A 15,978-nucleotide genomic window follows, 5' to 3' on the forward strand; every position below is an offset into this window, starting at 1 on the left:
AAAACCGGTCGTACCTCCGGCCTCCTGATGAGCGTAAAACCTCAGCCAACCCATTGCAGGCGGCGCATGGTTTCGGCATGCGCCTGCAGCATCGCCCTGACTTTACCGACGGTGTGCCCGCCAACAGGAATTGCGGAAGTCGCCGCCGGTGACGGCGCATTACAAACGTGAACCGTTCTGCGGGTCGTCACGAACAGAAAGTCATCGATAACCTGCCCGCTCCGGGCTATCGCCTGCGCCCGAACGCCGGAAGGGCAAGGCTGCAAATCCTGAAGAGAGATTGACGGGCAATATCGCCGCACCGCTTTTAAATAGCTGTGTACGCATAGCGCATTTTTCATTTCATGAATTCCGGTACGCATATGCCGCCGTAATGCACGGCGCACGCCCGGCATCCCGGCCAGCTCCAGCATATCCGATAAAGAAAAATCACGCCGGCGATACCCTTCCCGCTTGAAAGCCAATACCGCGCTGGGGCCAACAATAATGCTGCCGTCCATCGTCCGCGTCAGATGTACCCCCAGAAACGGCAGGGCGGGGTCGGGAACCGGATATATCAGGTGATTGATAAGACGATTATTTTGCGGAGAAAGGCGGTAATACTCACCGCGAAACGGGCAGATGGTAAAACCGGGATCGATATCCAGCATTTTGACCAGCCTGTCGGCCATCAGGCCGGCGCAGCCCACCAGATAGCGGGTTTCAAACTCCGCCAGCGTGGTGCTGACCAAAACGCCTTTCAGGTTTTCATTCAGCGACCGGACCTGCGCGTTATAGAAGATCTCCCCGCCCGCCTGGCAAAACGTGCGCGCCATGACCTGCGCCATCTCAGCATAATCCACGATGCCGCTGTCAGGGGAAAAGAGGCCGCATTTCCCCCTGATATTGGGTTCCCGCTCGCTCAGTTGCCCGGCGTCGAGCCATTCACATCCCAACCCGTTGATCATCGCGCGCTCATGCAATCCGTGCAGGCGTTCCGTTTCAACCGCATTGGTCGCCACTAGCAGCTTGCCGCAGATGTCATAGCGAATGTTATGATCGTCACAAAATCTCCGGGTCGCCATATTCCCGGTACGGCAAAAACGCGCTTTCAGGCTGCCCGGTAAATAATGGAGTCCCGCATGAATCACACCACTGTTGCGGCCGGTTTGGTGGCGGGCCAGCCGCGCCTCTTTTTCAAGTAAAGCAATGCGGGCTTCAGGATAGGCAGCGATGAGTTGCATAGCCGTGGAAAGGCCAACAATACCGCCACCCACAATGATGAAATCGTACATCAAGGAAATTCCTTAATAAAAATCTGTCACCGGCATATCGGGACTTCCCTGATCGATACAAGGCCAGAAGGAAAAGGAAATACCGGCCGTCTGGCCGGGATGTCCATACAACAAAATTTCTAATACGTTCGCCTGACAAACCTACACTCTTTTCAGTGTGAGGATTTAACCGTAAAGCGATAAGGGTGGAAAAATGTTCCATTTTTGTGATTTCAAATACAGAACATTCCCATTGCAGAGCAACGAATACAGAAAAATGTGCTGAAGTACAATGATTTTCATTAATGAATACAAGGGGAATGAATAAAAAACCGGCCGCAGCCGGTTTTTTCAATTCTGAAGATTTACCTGATGCCGTTATTACAGCAGGTCGGCAATCATCTTCTCGAGTTTTTCCTGGTCGATGGCGAACTTACGGATCCCTTCGGCCAGTTTATCCACCGCCATCGGGTCCTGGTTATGCTGCCAGTAGAAAGCGGCTTCCGTCAGTTTTTCCGGGCGCGCTTTCACGCTGCCGCTGAATCCCAGTTTACGCTCCACGCTTCCCTGAGTTTCAGAAAGCTCTTTAAGCAGCGCAGGCGCAATGGTCAAACGGTCGCAACCCGCCAGTTCCAGGATTTCGCCCATATTACGGAAACTTGCGCCCATCACCACGGTTTCATAACCATGTTCTTTGTAATATTGATAAATCTCGGAAACGGAAATCACGCCCGGATCTTCGTGAGCCGCATACTCTTTTTTGTCGGTGTTGGTTTTGTACCAGTCCAGGATACGCCCGACGAACGGCGAAATCAGGTATACGCCCGCCTCAGCACAGGCGCGGGCCTGAGCGAAGGAGAACAACAGCGTCAGGTTACAGTTGATGCCTTCTTTTTCCAGTTGCTCCGCAGCGCGGATGCCCTGCCAGGTGGAGGCCAGCTTGATCAAAATGCGATCGTTGCTGATGCCGGCGTCATTGTAGAGTTTAATCAGGCGTTTGGCTTTCGCCACGCTGGCGACCGTGTCGTAGGAAAGGCGCGCGTCAACTTCAGTTGAGATACGGCCCGGAACCAGCTTCAGAATTTCGAGACCAATGTTTACTGCCAGTTTATCGGTCGCGTCCACCACCTGCTGCGCTTTGTCGCTGCTCTGCCCGCGCGCCCAGGCGATTGCTTCGTCAATCAGCTTGCGGTATTCGGGGATCTGAGCGGCATTCAGAATCAGGGAAGGGTTGGTCGTCGCGTCCTGGGGTTGATACAGCTTCATCGCGGCGATATCGCCGGTATCGGCAACAACGGTGGTCAACTGGCGTAGGGAGGTCAATTTATCGGTCATGATTAGCGTTTCCATTAGTTGGAGCATAAAGCCATGATTACGGGCCTGTTAAGACAATAACACCGCCCGGTATCTGAAGTGTTGGCTGCTATGACTTGCCTGGAAAGAGATGATAACACGCGCGTCCGCATGCGCAAGGCACGAAATCTGCCATAAAACCTATCACTTTTATCGGTTTTGTTATCACGATAACAAGAAGACGCGTAAAACCATTTTGCCAGTGAAATCCGTCTGTTTATTCAGACAAAAAAGAAATAATAACGTATTGTTTTTGCATCATACGTCATATTAACTAAGGATTATCTTATTCATGGTATAATCCGCTTGTCGTAAGGTCGGCAACTGCCGCTTTATTACTTGCCGTGTGTGAGCACCATGAAAAAGCCAGAGCAAAAAGGAAATCGTCAGTGGTCGAATTGGTCAATCTTATCAACAACATTCTCTGGGGCTCCGTACTTATCTATTTATTACTTGGGTCCGGAATTTACTTCACGCTCCGCAGTCGTTTTATTCAACTCCGCCATTTCGGCCACATGTTTTCGGTTCTCAGGAACAGCAATAATGTCAGCGGCACCGGTATCTCTTCTTTTCAGGCGCTTTGCACCAGCCTGGCGGCGCGCGTAGGTACCGGCAACCTGACGGGCGTGGCCATCGCGCTGACGGCAGGCGGCCCCGGCGCCATTTTCTGGATGTGGCTGGTCGCCCTGATCGGTATGTCGACATCCTTTATTGAGAGCACCCTCGCCCAGCTGTATAAAACGAAAGATAAGCACGGCAACTACCGCGGCGGCCCTGCGTACTACATGGAACGCGGCCTCGGTATGCGTTGGATGGGCGTACTGTTTTCCGTTTTCCTGATCATCGCTTTCGGCCTGGTGTTCAATGCGGTGCAGGCCAACGCTATCGCCCAGGCCAGCTATATGGCGTTCGGCCTGAATCCGGCCTATGTTGGCCTCGGGCTGATGATACTCAGCGGCCTGGTGATTTTTGGCGGGTTGCGCGCGGTAGCAAAAACCGCAGAAAAAATCGTCCCGATAATGGCTATCGCCTACCTGCTGCTTGCGCTGTGGATTACCGGCCAGCATCTGGACAGACTCCCCGCGATTCTGATGCTGATTTTCAAAAGCGCCTTCGGCCTGCAGGAGGCGGTTACCGGCACCGCGGCCTACACGATATCCCAGGCGCTGAGCATAGGCGTGCAACGCGGCCTGTTTTCCAACGAAGCCGGCATGGGTTCAGCCCCCAACGCGGCGGCCTGCGCCAATCCGTATCCGCCTCATCCCGCCTCACAGGGGTTCGTGCAAATGTTCGGCGTCTTTATCGATACCATCGTGATTTGCACCGCCACGGCAGCCATCATTCTCTCTTCCGGTTTGTTGAATGACGGCATCAGCAGCATTAAAGGTATCGAAATTACGCAAAAGGCCATGTCCATGGCGGTAGGCGGTTGGGGGAATATTTTTATCGCCGTGGCGATTTTCTTTTTTGCCTTTACCTCTATCATCGCGAATTACGCGTATGCCGAAAATAACCTGGTGTTTCTGGAGCACAACCACACCAGCGGACTGCTGCTCTTTCGCTGCGGCGCGCTCGGAATGGTGATGTTCGGCGCGCTGGCCGAAATGCCATTGGTCTGGAAAATGGCGGACGTTTCCATGGCGCTGATGGCCATCTGCAACCTCATCGCCATCTTGTTGCTTTCCGGCGTCGCCCTCCGGCTGTGCCATGACTACAACCGTCAGCGCCAGCTCGGTAAAATGCCGGTATTCGATATTAACCAGTTCCCCGATCTCAAGCCGCAGGTCGAGCCGGGGATCTGGGATTAAATCACCAGTAGGGCGGCACAGGCCGCCCCTTATCCTATCAAAACGATAGATCCCCCTTCCCGCACGTTTTTGTTACAGTAATGCATCAAATTCGCATTACAGGACGCCGCCATGCTGATCATCATTTCACCGGCCAAAACGCTGGACTACGAAAGCCCGCTTCCGACTTCCCGCTATACCCAGCCGGAACTGCTCGACTACTCTGCCCGGCTGATGAAATATTGCCGTAAGCTGACCCCGGCCCAGATCGCCAGCCTGATGAAAATCAGCGATAAACTGGCCGGGCTGAATGCGGCGCGCTTTGCAGAATGGCATCCCGACTTCACGCCGGACAACGCCCGCCCAGCCCTGCTGGCGTTCAAGGGCGACGTCTATACCGGGTTACAGGCTGGGGATTTCAGCGAAGAGGACTTTGATTTCGCTCAGCAGCACCTGCGGATGCTGTCAGGGCTTTACGGCGTGCTGCGTCCGCTTGACCTGATGCAGCCTTACCGCCTGGAAATGGGCATCAAACTGCACAACGACAGCGGCGACGATCTCTATAGCTTCTGGGGCGACGTACCGACGCAAAAACTGAACCAGGCATTGCTGGCGCAAAAAGACGATATCCTGATCAATCTGGCCTCTGACGAATACTTCAAGGCGGTCAAACCGGCCAAGGTGAAGGGGTCGCTGATTAAACCCGTATTCCTGGATGAGAAGAACGGCCAGTTTAAAGTCATCAGCTTCCATGCCAAAAAAGCGCGCGGACTCATGAGCCGTTTCATTATCAAAAACCGCCTGACCCAACCTGAACAGCTGAAGGATTTTGACTCGGCAGGATACTTTTTCGACAGTGAGAAAGAGACGTCAGCGGCCCGCGAGTTAATCTTTAAACGTCACGAACGCTGATCGGGTTATCCCGGCCAGTTGGCCGGGATAATCAGGATACTCAGGCTTTCTGCGTCAGGAACGTGCGTAACTGCGCGAAATCCGGCTGCATTGTGTGCGACAGCAGCGGCATATCCGCCCGCTCGGCCAGCTCGGCAGGAAGCGAAATTTCACGCTGCAATATCTCTTCCACCACTTCCTTAAACTTAGCCGGATGCGCCGTACCCAGAAACAGGCCGAATTCGCCCGGCTGGAGCGTATCGCGCAGCAAACGGTAAGCGATGGCCGCGTGCGGCTCGGAAATGTAGCCCAACATCGCCATTTCGCGCACGGTATCTTTGGTGACCGTGTCAGAAACCGCACCGCTCGCCAGATCCTTCAGTTGCCAAATCTTACGGCGGAACAGTTCCTCCACGCGCGGCCAGTTGTTCGGCTGGCTGACGTCCATCGCATTCGACAACGTCGCCACCGTCGCATGCGGCTGCCATGCGCCGCTGGCCAGGAAGCGCGGCACGGTATCATTCGCGTTGGTTGCGGCAATGAAGCGTTTCACCGGCAGGCCGAGGGATTTCGCCAGCAGGCCCGCGGTCAGATCGCCGAAGTTACCGCTGGGCACCGACACCACCAGCTGGTTGCGGGCCTCCTGAGGCAATTGCGCCACCGCCTCGAAGTAATAGCATACCTGAGCCAGCAACCGGCTGATGTTGATAGAGTTCGCCGAGTTCAGCCCAATCGCCGTTTTCAGCTCTTCATCGTCAAACGCCTGCTTCACCAACGCCTGGCAGGCATCAAAGTCTCCCTCGATGGCAATGGTCTGAATGTTGCCGCCCAGCGTACAGAACAATTTCTCCTGCAACGGGCTGATTTTGCCGCGCGGATAAAGGATCACCACCCGCACGTTTTCCAGGCCGTAAAACGCATGCGCCACCGCCGCGCCGGTGTCGCCGGATGTCGCGGTCAGAATGGTCACCGGCTCGCCGCCGGCCACTTCCTGGAGCATCTGCGCCATAAAACGACCGCCGAAATCTTTGAATGCCAGCGTCGGGCCGTGAAACAGCTCAAGAGAATAAATATCCGGTTCAACCTTTGCGACCGGCGCAGGGAAAGTAAACGCCGCCCCTATCCGCTTTTTCAGCGTCTCTTCGGAGAACTCATCGCCCAGATAAGCACCGAGGATCTGCGCGCTGCGGGTGACGAAATCCAGCTTCAGCAGACGATCGATCTCCGTTAATTCAAACTCCGGCAACTCCAGCGGGAAATACAGCCCCTGCTGCGAACCTAACCCTTTTCTTACCGCCTGTGCGAAGCTGACCTGCTCGTTGTGATCTTTCAGATTATAAAGTTTCATGCATTATCCCAGTCGTCTTGCGCCTGCGGTATCCAGACGGCAAATGTGAACAAATCCCTCATCATTTTGCAGATAGTTGGCTTCCAGCCAATGCGCCATACGCTGCGCGGTATCCGGTTGATCGCAAATGGCGAACAGCGTCGGACCTGAGCCAGAGATCCCGCAGGCCAGCGCCCCGATCTCCTGCGCCGCCTGGCGCGCCTGGGAAAATCCCGGCAGCAGGCGCGTACGATACGGCTCAGCGATAACGTCTTTCATTAATTTCGCCGCCAGCGCCGGCTGGCGGGTATGGCAGGCATGAATAAAGCCGGCCAGATAACGGCCGTGGCTGATACAGTCCTGGCGCCGGTACTGCGCGGGCAGAATCGCACGCGCCTCCGCCGTAGACACCTTAATGCCCGGATACGCCATCACCCACAGCCAGTCATCAAACGCCGGAACCGGCTGGCTGATGATGCCGTTCTCCTCCAGCATCAACTGCAATCCGCCCAGATAGCAGGGCGCCACGTTGTCGTAATGCACGCTGCCGGAGATGCGCCCTTCCATCTCGCCCATCAGCGCCAGCAGCTGCGTTTCGTTGAACGGCTGTCCGGCAAACTCATTCAATGCCATCAACGCCGCGACGACGGAGCAGGCGCTGGAGCCCAGCCCTGAGCCGATCGGCATATTTTTTTCCAGCACCATCGCTACCGGCAGCGGTTTCCCCAGGGCGTCGCAGAAGCGTTCCCAGCACTGATAAACGATGTTCTCTTTAGGATCGTCCGGCAGCTTGCTGACAAAGCTCCCGCGGTTCTCCAGGCTGAAGGTGTCCGCCAGCTCAACGCTGACGCAGTCACCCAGCAACGCGCCATCCACCGGAGACACCGCGGCGCCAAGCACATCAAAGCCAACGCTGACGTTGCCGATAGAGGCCGGCGCATAAATTTTGACCATATCAGACTCCTAACTTCCATGACAACGTGCGCAGCAGATCGGCGAATACCCCGGCGGCCGTCACGTCGTTCCCCGCGCCGTAGCCACGCAGCACCAGCGGCAGCGGCTGATAGTAGCGGCTGTAGAAGGCCAGCGCATTCTCCCCGTTCTTCACCTTGAACAGCGGATCGTCGCCGTCCGCTTCAACGATCTGCACCTGGCACTTACCGTCGTTAATCTGTCCAACATAGCGTAAAACGGCGCCGCGATCCCGTGCCGCGGCCACCCGGGCGCGGAATTCCTCGTCAAGCTGAGGCAGACGCTGCAAAAATTCATCCACGTTGCCGCTGGCGTCAAAGGACGCAGGCAGAACCGGTTCGATGTTGATATCAGAAAGCTCAAGATTGTGGCCGGACTCACGCGCCAGAATCAGCAGCTTGCGCGCAACGTCCATGCCGGAAAGATCGTCACGGGGATCCGGCTCGGTGAACCCCATCTTTTTCGCTTCCAGCGTGGCGTCCGACAGGCTGGCACCTTCTTCCAGACGACCGAAAATAAAGGAGAGCGATCCCGACAGTACGCCGGAAAAACGCACCAGCTCATCACCGGCGCTCAGCAGGTTTTGCAGGTTTTCAATAACCGGCAAACCGGCGCCTACGTTAGTGTCATACAGGAACTTACGGCGTGAACCGGCGGCGGCCTGACGCAGCTGATGGTAATAATCCATCGACGCGGTATTCGCCTTCTTGTTCGGCGTCACCACGTGGAAGCCGTTTCTCAGGAAATCCGCATACTGATCGGCGACCTCCTGGCTGGAGGTGCAATCGACGATGACCGGGTTAAGCAGGTGATATTCATTCGCCAGCCGGATCAGACGCCCGAGGTTAAATGGCTCGCGCGCCTGCGCCAGCTCATCACGCCAGCCGTCCAGGGCGATGCCGTGTACGTTGGTCAGCAGCGCCCTGGAGTTGGCGATGCCGCATACGCGCAGATCGATGTGCTTGTCTTTCAGCCAGTTTTGCTGGCGTTTGATTTGCTCCAGCAATGCGCTGCCTACGCCGCCGGTGCCGACCAAAAAGACTTCGATCACCTGATCGGTATTGAACAGCATTTGGTGCGTTACACGCACGCCGGTGGTGGCGACGTCATTATCCACCACCACGGAGATGGAGCGCTCGGAAGAGCCCTGAGCAATCGCCACAATGTTGATGTTGGCCCGCGCCAGCGCGGCGAAGAATTTGGCGGAGATACCACGCAGCGTACGCATGCCGTCACCCACCACCGAAATCACCGCCAACCGCTCCAGAACGTCCAGCGGCTCCAGCAGGCCATCCTTCAGCTCCAGATAGAATTCTTCCTCCAACGCCCGGCGCGCCCGTACCAGCTCACTTTGGGGAACGCAGAAACTGATGCTGTATTCCGATGAAGACTGGGTGATCAATACGACGGACACCCCGGCGCGGGACATCACGGCGAACACGCGCGCCGCCATGCCGATCATGCCCTTCATGCCCGGCCCGGAAACGTTGATCATCGCCATGTTGTTCAGGTTGGTGATCCCCTTCACCGGGAACGCCTCATCGCCGCTCTCCCGCCCGATCAGCGTGCCGGGTGCCTGAGGGTTGGCGGTGTTTTTAATAAGGCAGGGAATTTGAAACTGGGCGATGGGGGCGATAGTGCGGGGATGCAAAACCTTGGCGCCGAAGTAAGACAGCTCCATCGCTTCCTGATACGACATCGACTTCAGCAGGCGCGCATCCGGCACCGTGCGGGGGTCACAGGTATAGACGCCGTCTACGTCAGTCCAGATTTCACAACAGTCAGCGCGCAGGCAGGCAGCCAGCACCGCCGCGGAATAGTCGGAGCCGTTGCGGCCCAGCACCACCAGCTCGCCTTTATCGTTTCCGGCGGTAAAACCGGCCATCAGGATCATGTGATCGGCCGGAATTTTATCCGCGGCGATACGGCGGGTAGATTCAGCGATATCTACGGATGAATCGAGGAAATGCCCCACCGCCAGCAACTTCTTCACCGGATCGATGACGCTGACCTGATGACCGCGGGCGCGCAGCAGCGCCTCCATGATGGCGATGGAAAGCTTCTCGCCGCGGCTGATGATCATCGCGTTGACGCTGTCCGGGCACTGTCCCAGCAGAGAAATACCGTGCAGAACCTGCCTGAGCAGGGCGAACTCCTGCTCCACCAGCGCCTTCATGGCGTCATGGGCAAAACCGGGCTGCGCTTCAGCCAGTCCGTTCAGCAACTCGGAGAAAATGCGTTCCGCATCGCTCATATTGGGCAGGGTATCCTGCCCGGCGATGGTTCTTTCAATCATCGCTACCAGGTGGTTGGTGATTTTAGCCGGCGCGGACAACACGGTGGCAACCTGTCCCTGCCGGGCATTATTCTCCAGGATATCCGCGACGCGCAAAAAACGCTCCGCGTTAGCCACTGAGGTACCACCAAACTTCAACACTCGCATTCCCATTCACTCCCTCATTTTGAGCCTTGCCCGCGTGATATGCATTTGCTCTGGATCGTTGGCAACAAAAAAGCCCGCACTTTTCGGTGCGGGCTTTTTCGTTTTTCACTTTATCTGCATGCGTCAGCCCGCACCGCTACTGGTTGTAGTACCGGTGATAGTAATAATTGTGGTGATGTTCAGGCTGATGATTCGCATTCTGTCTGTCTCAATAATTCCTGTCTCTGTCCCTATATTGGTTAAAGCAACGACGTGATCAAGTCAACATTTTTCTAATTTCGGCGCATGGCAGCACAGAAAAACAAGCCACATCAATCACCACATCTTTTCGCCATTACAGCATAAAAAACCAATCACGCACTCAACACCTGTCATCATCCGGTAACAATTCAGATTGAGCCGGAGTAATCCGCGTTTTTTCCGCCGCTATTCTTTCGGCGCTTTTTTAAGCGCTTTTTCGATGTCATGCAGCAGGGTATGCAACATGGCGGTGTCACGCTGCGCCAGCAAACCCATGCGCTGATCCAGCCAGTCGCCCAGCTTCCGGTCATCCGCCACATCCAGCGCTTGCAGCAACGATGCAACCCGTTCCCGCAGCGCTTTCAGCTGATTTTCCTGAGCTGGGGGTTCGCTGACGGCGGCAACCTGCATCAGGGATGACAGCTGATAGCAGTACACCATCACCGCCTGCCCCAGATTCAATGACGGATAATCGGCAACCATTGGTACGCCGGTCAGAATATCGGCCAGAGCCAGTTCATCATTGGTTAATCCGGAATCCTCCCTGCCAAACACCAGCGCACAGTGGCCAAGCCAGCGGCGTTTTTCCTCCAGCACGCCCTCCAACTCCTGCGGCGAACAATAGTAATGGTAGCGGGCGCGGCTGCGCGCCGTGGTAGCGACGGTGAAATCAACGTCCGCCAGCGCCTGGGCCAGGGTGTCATAGTGAATAACATTATCGAGCACCTCGCCGGCTCCGTGCGCAACCCAACGCGCAGGTTCCTCCAGATAAACGCGACTATTGACTATTCTTAACGACGAAAACCCCATGGTTTTCATCGCCCTTGCCGCCGCCCCGACATTTTCCGCCCGCGCGGGAGAGACCAGCACAATATGTATTTGCATCGCAAAATGCCCTGTTTTTTCAATCCTGGTTATGCAAAAGCACACTCTATCTCGTTCGGAAAGCGTTTACTAACGCAGATAAAGTTACAATTCATTAACAATATTAGGAATTAGCCTAAACTAAACCTATAAAAATGAGTGCTTAATCAAATTTTAAAAATTAAGTCGCGATTTAAACACAAAAAACGTTAATTATATTTCTTATCAATTAATTAAAACCCCGTAAAAACAAAATAAGAAAAGTTTTCATTTTTGTAACTTGCAGGGTGAAATCAGGAACAAACTATTAGCAATGCTTGGGTTAGCACTCAATTTTTCAAGTGTTTTTCACAATTCTGTTAACGTGCTACAATTGGATTTGATATATGTCAACAAAGGGTAGTTTTGTTGGATGGCAATTACGGCGTGGACTGTTATATTGCTGTTAATGGGGTTAGGATATGCGCCGCTTTTGGCACCTCCGGGGCTGTAGGGAGTAGCATCCCCCCACCAACCTGGCAATGTTGTTGACGTTGATGGAAAGTGCATCAAGAACGAGTTTACGTACTTTAGTTCACCCTTTTTCTGCCGTTGCGCCACGTTTTGTGAGTGCCAGAAACTGAACTGCTGTACATCTTATTTCTATTTTGTTGGCAATTTTAGGTAGCAAAACATGCAGACCCCGCACATTCTTATCGTCGAGGACGAGTTAGTCACTCGCAACACGCTCAAAAGCATCTTTGAAGCGGAAGGGTATATCGTTCATGAGGCCAATGACGGCGCAGAAATGCACCAGATTCTGTCGGAGTTTGACATCAATCTGGTCATCATGGACATTAACCTTCCGGGGAAAAACGGCCTGTTATTAGCTCGCGAACTACGTGAACAAGCAAACGTCGCGCTAATGTTTCTTACCGGTCGCGATAACGAAGTGGATAAAATTCTTGGCCTGGAAATCGGTGCGGATGATTACATCACCAAGCCGTTTAATCCTCGCGAGCTGACTATCCGCGCACGTAATCTGCTTTCCCGTACCATGAACCTGGGAACCGGCAGCGAAGAACGCAAGCTGGTCGAAAGCTATAAATTTAACGGCTGGGAATTAGATATTAACAGCCGTTCGCTGATAAGCCCCAACGGTGAGCAGTACAAGCTGCCGCGCAGTGAATTCCGCGCCATGCTGCACTTCTGCGAAAACCCGGGCAAGATCCAGTCCCGCGCCGAGCTGCTGAAAAAAATGACTGGCCGTGAGCTGAAACCCCACGATCGTACCGTGGACGTCACCATCCGCCGCATCCGCAAGCATTTTGAATCTACCCCGGATACGCCGGAAATTATCGCAACGATTCACGGTGAAGGTTATCGCTTCTGCGGTGATCTGGAAGAGTAATCGTCATCGCGGCACAAACAAAAAAGGCAGCCCACGGGCTGCCTTTTTGATTATTAGCGGACCGGCTCCGCCGTTCCCCACGGCATGATCGGCACGGCGCTGATGGCGTTTTTCGGCGAGCCATCAACGATTTTATCTGAATAGGTCAGATAAATAAGGGTATTACGCTTGGCGTCATAAAACCGCACCACCTGAAGCGTTTTAAACACCAGCGAGGTGCGCTTGCGGAATACAACCTCACCGTCAGATTTTTTACTTTTTATCTTGTCGCTTACGCTAACCGGCCCGACCTGCTGGCAGGAAATCGCCGCATCGGACGTGTCTTCAGCAAGCCCCAGCCCGCCCTTAATGCCGCCGGTTTTCGCCCGGCTGATATAGCAGGTGATGTTCTGGACATCCGGATCGTCAAACGCCTCGACCACGATCTTATGGTCCGGCCCGAGTAATTTGAATACCGTATCGACAGAGCCGATTTGCTCCGCGTGCACCCCGCCGGCCGCTACGGCCATGGTGAAACAAAGACCTACAAAATATTTATTCACTAACCTACCCCTGCTCACTATAATCACGCCACAATTCGGACCGAGTCTCGTCATCATATACCCAAATGCTTTCAGGTTGCACAATAAGACAGCAACCTCTCCGGGCGCTTACGCCGGAGCACATAAGAAAAAGCAGCCGGCTTAAGTGCGGCAAAATGACAAGGAGTGACCGGCTTCGGCTAACTGCGGCAGTATCACGCATTATAGCGGCAAAATCTGGTCTTACCGTGTTAATTTCCGGCCCGGCCATTTGCCTATTTTTTTGGATTTTATGACAGCGCACACACCTGCACAGCACTTCCTGCACTGAAAAAACCAAAAAGCAGTAGAATCCGCAAAAAATTGCTATTATGCCGCACTGTCGTGTTGTACGTTCATCATCGCTCTCGAGGACGCTCTAATGGATCAGGCCAACATCATTCGTGACCTGCTTAGCTGGCTGGAAAGTCATTTGGATCAACCGCTGGCTCTGGATAATGTTGCCGCTAAGGCTGGCTATTCGAAATGGCACCTTCAACGGATGTTCAAAGACGTCACCGGCCAGGCCATCGGCGCCTATATCCGCGCCCGGCGTCTTTCCAAGGCGGCAGTGGCCCTGCGACTGACCAGCCGGCCGATTCTGGATATCGCCCTGCAGTACCGGTTTGATTCACAACAGACATTCACCCGCGCGTTCAAAAAACAGTTTATTCAAACGCCGGCGCTCTACCGCCGTGCGGAAGACTGGCATGCCCATGGCATATGTCCGCCCATTCGTCTGGGGCTGAACAACATCGCGCAACCGGAGTTCATCACGCTGCCGAACCTGACGCTGGTCGGGGTCACGCAATGCTACAGTTGCACGCTGGAGCAGCTAAGCCAGGCCCGCACCGAGTTGCGCACCCAGTTCTGGCACGATTTCCTCAATGAAGTCAAAGATATTCCGCCAGTGCTGTACGGGCTGCACCATTCACGCGCCAGCCTGGAAAAAGATGATGAGCAAGAGGTGTTGTACACCACCGCCGTGGAGCCGCATTATCTGCCGGGCAACATCGATGCGGAAACGCAGGTCATTGTATTACAGGGCGGCGAGTATGCTCAGTTCTGCTATAACGGCCCGGCGGAAGGGTTTCAGGAATTCGTTATCAGCCTCTACGGCACCAGTCTGCCGACGCTGAATCTGGTGCGCCGTAAAGGCTACGACATTGAACGGTTCCATCCGTTGATCGACAGTTCGCAGCATCCGCCCAAACACATCAGCTGCGAGTATCTCATTCCCATCCGCCGCGATGAGGAATCAACGCTGTAATTCGTCCAGCGCGGGGTCCGTCAGATGATGGATATCACCCGCGCTTTCCACCACCCAGCCCGGAGCCAGCCAGGGGCTTTGCTGATAATCTACCCGCGACAGCGAGCAGTTGCGCAACCGCAGGCGCCGTTCGGCATAGGGTTTAAGCCCCAAAATAGTGCCGATTAAACATCCCAGCGCAATACCGTGGCTAATCAAGACCGGGCGGCTGCCTTCCGGCAGTTCACGACAGGCGTTCAGCGCGGCGTGCATACGTTCAGCCAGCTCATCCATGCTTTCTCCCTGCGGGATCCGTCCGCCCGGCGTACCGTCCACCATGCGCTTACGCCATCCCTCTTCCTCAGAGGAAAGGCCGTCAAGCAGGCGCTCCTCCAGAACGCCCATATGCAGTTCGCGCAGTCGGGCATCCGTCTGCAACGGCAGGCCGCAGGCATCGGCGATAATCTGCCCCGTCTGCTTCGCGCGTCCCAAATCACTGGCGATAACGTGCGTCATCCCCATCGTACTCAGCCGCCGGGCAACCTGGCGGGCCTGCAGCTCGCCGAGCGCCGTCAGCGGACTGTTGGATTGCCCCTGAATACGACGTGCCGCGTTCCATTCTGTTTCGCCATGACGAATTAGGTATACCTGTATCATATGCTTTTTCCGTTATACTGCGAGAAATGCGCTAAAAGGAAGCTAAAACCAATTATGTACCACGTTGTAGCAGCAACCACCAACCCGGCAAAAATTAAGGCTATTACACTCGCTTTTGATGACGTCTTCGGTAACGGTAATTACCACATTGAAGGCCTTGAAGTCGACAGCGGCGTTCCCGAACAACCCATCGGCAATACCGAAACCCGTACCGGCGCACGTCATCGCGTGATGTGCGCCCGGCAGGTCAGGCCGGAAGCCGACTTCTGGGTCGGCATCGAGGCCGGGCTGGAAGACAATATGACCTTCGCCTGGATGACGGTGGAAAACCACCGCCTGCGCGGAGAATCCCGCTCCGCCAGCCTGATGCTGCCCGAACGCATTCTACAGGAAATTCACGCCGGCAGGGCGTTGGGGGAAGAAATGGTGAAGTTGACCGGCATTGAGGGCGTAAATCGTCGTGAAGGCGCGATCGGCATATTCACTCAGGGCAAGCTGACCCGCACCAGCGTTTATCATCAGGCGCTGGTCCTGGCGCTGGTGCCGTTCCATAACGAGATTTACAACACCCATCCGGCGCCATCGTCAACGCCGGAAGAATAATCCCCGTACCGGGGAATCAGGACGCCCCGTCATCCAGCAGATGACGCTCAAGCCAGCGCCTGAAATCGGTCGGCGCCGTTTTCAGGCTGTTGGAGCCACGGGTGATGGTGGCGATCCCCGCGCCGAGCTGATTTTTCAGCTCGCGCTGGCTCATATCCCCACGCATCAGTTCCTGAACGATACGCACGCGGGTCGCCAGCGCCGTACGCTCATCCGGCGTCAGAAACAGCTGTAACATCGGGTGCTGTAAATCTTCCGCAAACGCCTGCTCCAACAATTGCACGAAGCGTTGCCAGTCATCGTTTTCCTGCGCGCTCAGCGCAGGATCCTGAAGAGAACGTTGAGTCATCGTAAGCCGCCAAATACTATTTAACTAGTACACCAGCATA

At 55.0% G+C, this 15,978-nt stretch carries 14 protein-coding genes, 1 pseudogene and 1 other annotated feature; of the genes and pseudogenes, 5 read left to right on the forward strand and 10 right to left on the reverse strand.

What is annotated here, in order from left to right; translation table 11 throughout:
- Positions 1–41 precede the first annotated feature (41 nt).
- Positions 42–1,274, reverse strand: a complete 1,233-nt coding sequence (lhgO, locus tag C8D90_RS12140; RefSeq protein WP_115458715.1) for an L-2-hydroxyglutarate oxidase — start codon at positions 1,272–1,274, stop codon at positions 42–44.
- Positions 1,275–1,634: 360 nt separating this feature from the next.
- On the reverse strand, positions 1,635–2,588 hold the full coding sequence (gene tal, locus C8D90_RS12145) for a transaldolase (protein WP_115458716.1): 954 nt from the start codon (positions 2,586–2,588) through the stop codon (positions 1,635–1,637).
- Positions 2,589–2,995: 407 nt separating this feature from the next.
- Here tal and C8D90_RS12150 point away from each other — a divergent pair, with 407 nt between their 5' ends.
- Positions 2,996–4,414 (forward strand): alanine/glycine:cation symporter family protein, encoded by a 1,419-nt coding sequence (locus tag C8D90_RS12150; RefSeq protein ID WP_115458717.1) that lies wholly within the window; start codon positions 2,996–2,998, stop codon positions 4,412–4,414.
- Positions 4,415–4,525: 111 nt separating this feature from the next.
- The gene (gene yaaA / locus C8D90_RS12155) at positions 4,526–5,305 is read left to right on the forward strand and encodes a peroxide stress protein YaaA (protein ID WP_115458718.1); all 780 of its coding nucleotides are present in this window, start codon (positions 4,526–4,528) and stop codon (positions 5,303–5,305) included.
- A gap of 40 nt (positions 5,306–5,345) precedes the next feature.
- Here the strand turns inward: yaaA and thrC are convergent, their stop codons facing one another.
- The 5 genes and pseudogenes from thrC to yjjY all read right to left on the reverse strand — a co-directional run.
- Positions 5,346–6,632 (reverse strand): threonine synthase, encoded by a 1,287-nt coding sequence (gene thrC, locus C8D90_RS12160; RefSeq protein WP_115458719.1) that lies wholly within the window; start codon positions 6,630–6,632, stop codon positions 5,346–5,348.
- Positions 6,633–6,635: 3 nt separating this feature from the next.
- Positions 6,636–7,565 carry a homoserine kinase gene (thrB, locus tag C8D90_RS12165; RefSeq protein ID WP_115458720.1) on the reverse strand — a complete coding sequence of 310 codons (930 nt, stop codon included), beginning with the start codon at positions 7,563–7,565 and terminating at the stop codon, positions 6,636–6,638.
- 1 nt (position 7,566) lies between these two features.
- Entirely contained in the window at positions 7,567–10,026 is a 2,460-nt protein-coding gene (gene thrA, locus C8D90_RS12170) for a bifunctional aspartate kinase/homoserine dehydrogenase I (protein WP_115458913.1), read from the reverse strand.
- A 63-nt stretch (positions 10,027–10,089) separates the two neighbouring features.
- Positions 10,090–10,217, reverse strand: a sequence feature (Thr leader region).
- Positions 10,218–10,452: 235 nt separating this feature from the next.
- A complete protein-coding gene (locus C8D90_RS12180; protein ID WP_115458721.1) occupies positions 10,453–11,151 on the reverse strand; it encodes a tRNA/rRNA methyltransferase in 699 nt (232 codons plus the stop codon).
- Between the two features lie 413 nt (positions 11,152–11,564).
- Positions 11,565–11,704, reverse strand: a pseudogene (gene yjjY / locus C8D90_RS22250) (YjjY family protein); the annotation flags it as partial.
- A 99-nt stretch (positions 11,705–11,803) separates the two neighbouring features.
- Between yjjY and arcA the strand changes: the two are divergent.
- Positions 11,804–12,520 (forward strand): two-component system response regulator ArcA, encoded by a 717-nt coding sequence (arcA, locus tag C8D90_RS12185; protein ID WP_115458722.1) that lies wholly within the window; start codon positions 11,804–11,806, stop codon positions 12,518–12,520.
- 53 nt (positions 12,521–12,573) lie between these two features.
- Here the strand turns inward: arcA and creA are convergent, their stop codons facing one another.
- Positions 12,574–13,029, reverse strand: a complete 456-nt coding sequence (gene creA, locus C8D90_RS12190; RefSeq protein WP_115458915.1) for a protein CreA — start codon at positions 13,027–13,029, stop codon at positions 12,574–12,576.
- 433 nt (positions 13,030–13,462) lie between these two features.
- Between creA and robA the strand changes: the two genes are divergently transcribed.
- Positions 13,463–14,350: an MDR efflux pump AcrAB transcriptional activator RobA gene (gene robA / locus C8D90_RS12195; protein WP_115458723.1), complete on the forward strand. Its 888-nt coding sequence runs from the start codon at positions 13,463–13,465 to the stop codon at positions 14,348–14,350.
- On the opposite strand, the gene gpmB is transcribed toward robA, so the two are convergent.
- Positions 14,339–14,986 carry a 2,3-diphosphoglycerate-dependent phosphoglycerate mutase GpmB gene (gpmB, locus tag C8D90_RS12200; RefSeq protein WP_115458724.1) on the reverse strand — a complete coding sequence of 216 codons (648 nt, stop codon included), beginning with the start codon at positions 14,984–14,986 and terminating at the stop codon, positions 14,339–14,341. The two genes, robA and gpmB, sit on opposite strands and share 12 nt — an antisense overlap.
- A gap of 54 nt (positions 14,987–15,040) precedes the next feature.
- On the opposite strand from gpmB, the gene yjjX reads away from it, so the two are divergent.
- Positions 15,041–15,589, forward strand: a complete 549-nt coding sequence (yjjX, locus tag C8D90_RS12205; protein ID WP_115458725.1) for an inosine/xanthosine triphosphatase — start codon at positions 15,041–15,043, stop codon at positions 15,587–15,589.
- 16 nt (positions 15,590–15,605) lie between these two features.
- Here the strand turns inward: yjjX and trpR are convergent, their stop codons facing one another.
- Positions 15,606–15,938 carry a trp operon repressor gene (gene trpR, locus C8D90_RS12210; RefSeq protein ID WP_115458726.1) on the reverse strand — a complete coding sequence of 111 codons (333 nt, stop codon included), beginning with the start codon at positions 15,936–15,938 and terminating at the stop codon, positions 15,606–15,608.
- Positions 15,939–15,978: the final 40 nt, after the last annotated feature.

It is taken from the genome of Enterobacillus tribolii (assembly GCF_003363015.1).
Lineage (GTDB): Bacteria > Pseudomonadota > Gammaproteobacteria > Enterobacterales > Enterobacteriaceae > Enterobacillus > Enterobacillus tribolii.

Bases quoted from the DNA above. Each gene is read 5' to 3' on its own strand.
- lhgO (WP_115458715.1), bottom strand. From the start codon at position 1,274: ATGTACGATTTCATCATTGTGGGTGGCGGTATTGTTGGCCTTTCCACG.
- tal (WP_115458716.1), bottom strand. From the start codon at position 2,588: ATGACCGATAAATTGACCTCCCTACGCCAGTTGACCACCGTTGTTGCC.
- yaaA (WP_115458718.1), top strand. From the start codon at position 4,526: ATGCTGATCATCATTTCACCGGCCAAAACGCTGGACTACGAAAGCCCG.
- thrC (WP_115458719.1), bottom strand. From the start codon at position 6,632: ATGAAACTTTATAATCTGAAAGATCACAACGAGCAGGTCAGCTTCGCA.
- thrB (WP_115458720.1), bottom strand. From the start codon at position 7,565: ATGGTCAAAATTTATGCGCCGGCCTCTATCGGCAACGTCAGCGTTGGC.
- thrA (WP_115458913.1), bottom strand. From the start codon at position 10,026: ATGCGAGTGTTGAAGTTTGGTGGTACCTCAGTGGCTAACGCGGAGCGT.
- C8D90_RS12180 (WP_115458721.1), bottom strand. From the start codon at position 11,151: ATGCAAATACATATTGTGCTGGTCTCTCCCGCGCGGGCGGAAAATGTC.
- arcA (WP_115458722.1), top strand. From the start codon at position 11,804: ATGCAGACCCCGCACATTCTTATCGTCGAGGACGAGTTAGTCACTCGC.
- creA (WP_115458915.1), bottom strand. From the start codon at position 13,029: ATGGCCGTAGCGGCCGGCGGGGTGCACGCGGAGCAAATCGGCTCTGTC.
- robA (WP_115458723.1), top strand. From the start codon at position 13,463: ATGGATCAGGCCAACATCATTCGTGACCTGCTTAGCTGGCTGGAAAGT.
- gpmB (WP_115458724.1), bottom strand. From the start codon at position 14,986: ATGATACAGGTATACCTAATTCGTCATGGCGAAACAGAATGGAACGCG.
- yjjX (WP_115458725.1), top strand. From the start codon at position 15,041: ATGTACCACGTTGTAGCAGCAACCACCAACCCGGCAAAAATTAAGGCT.
- trpR (WP_115458726.1), bottom strand. From the start codon at position 15,938: ATGACTCAACGTTCTCTTCAGGATCCTGCGCTGAGCGCGCAGGAAAAC.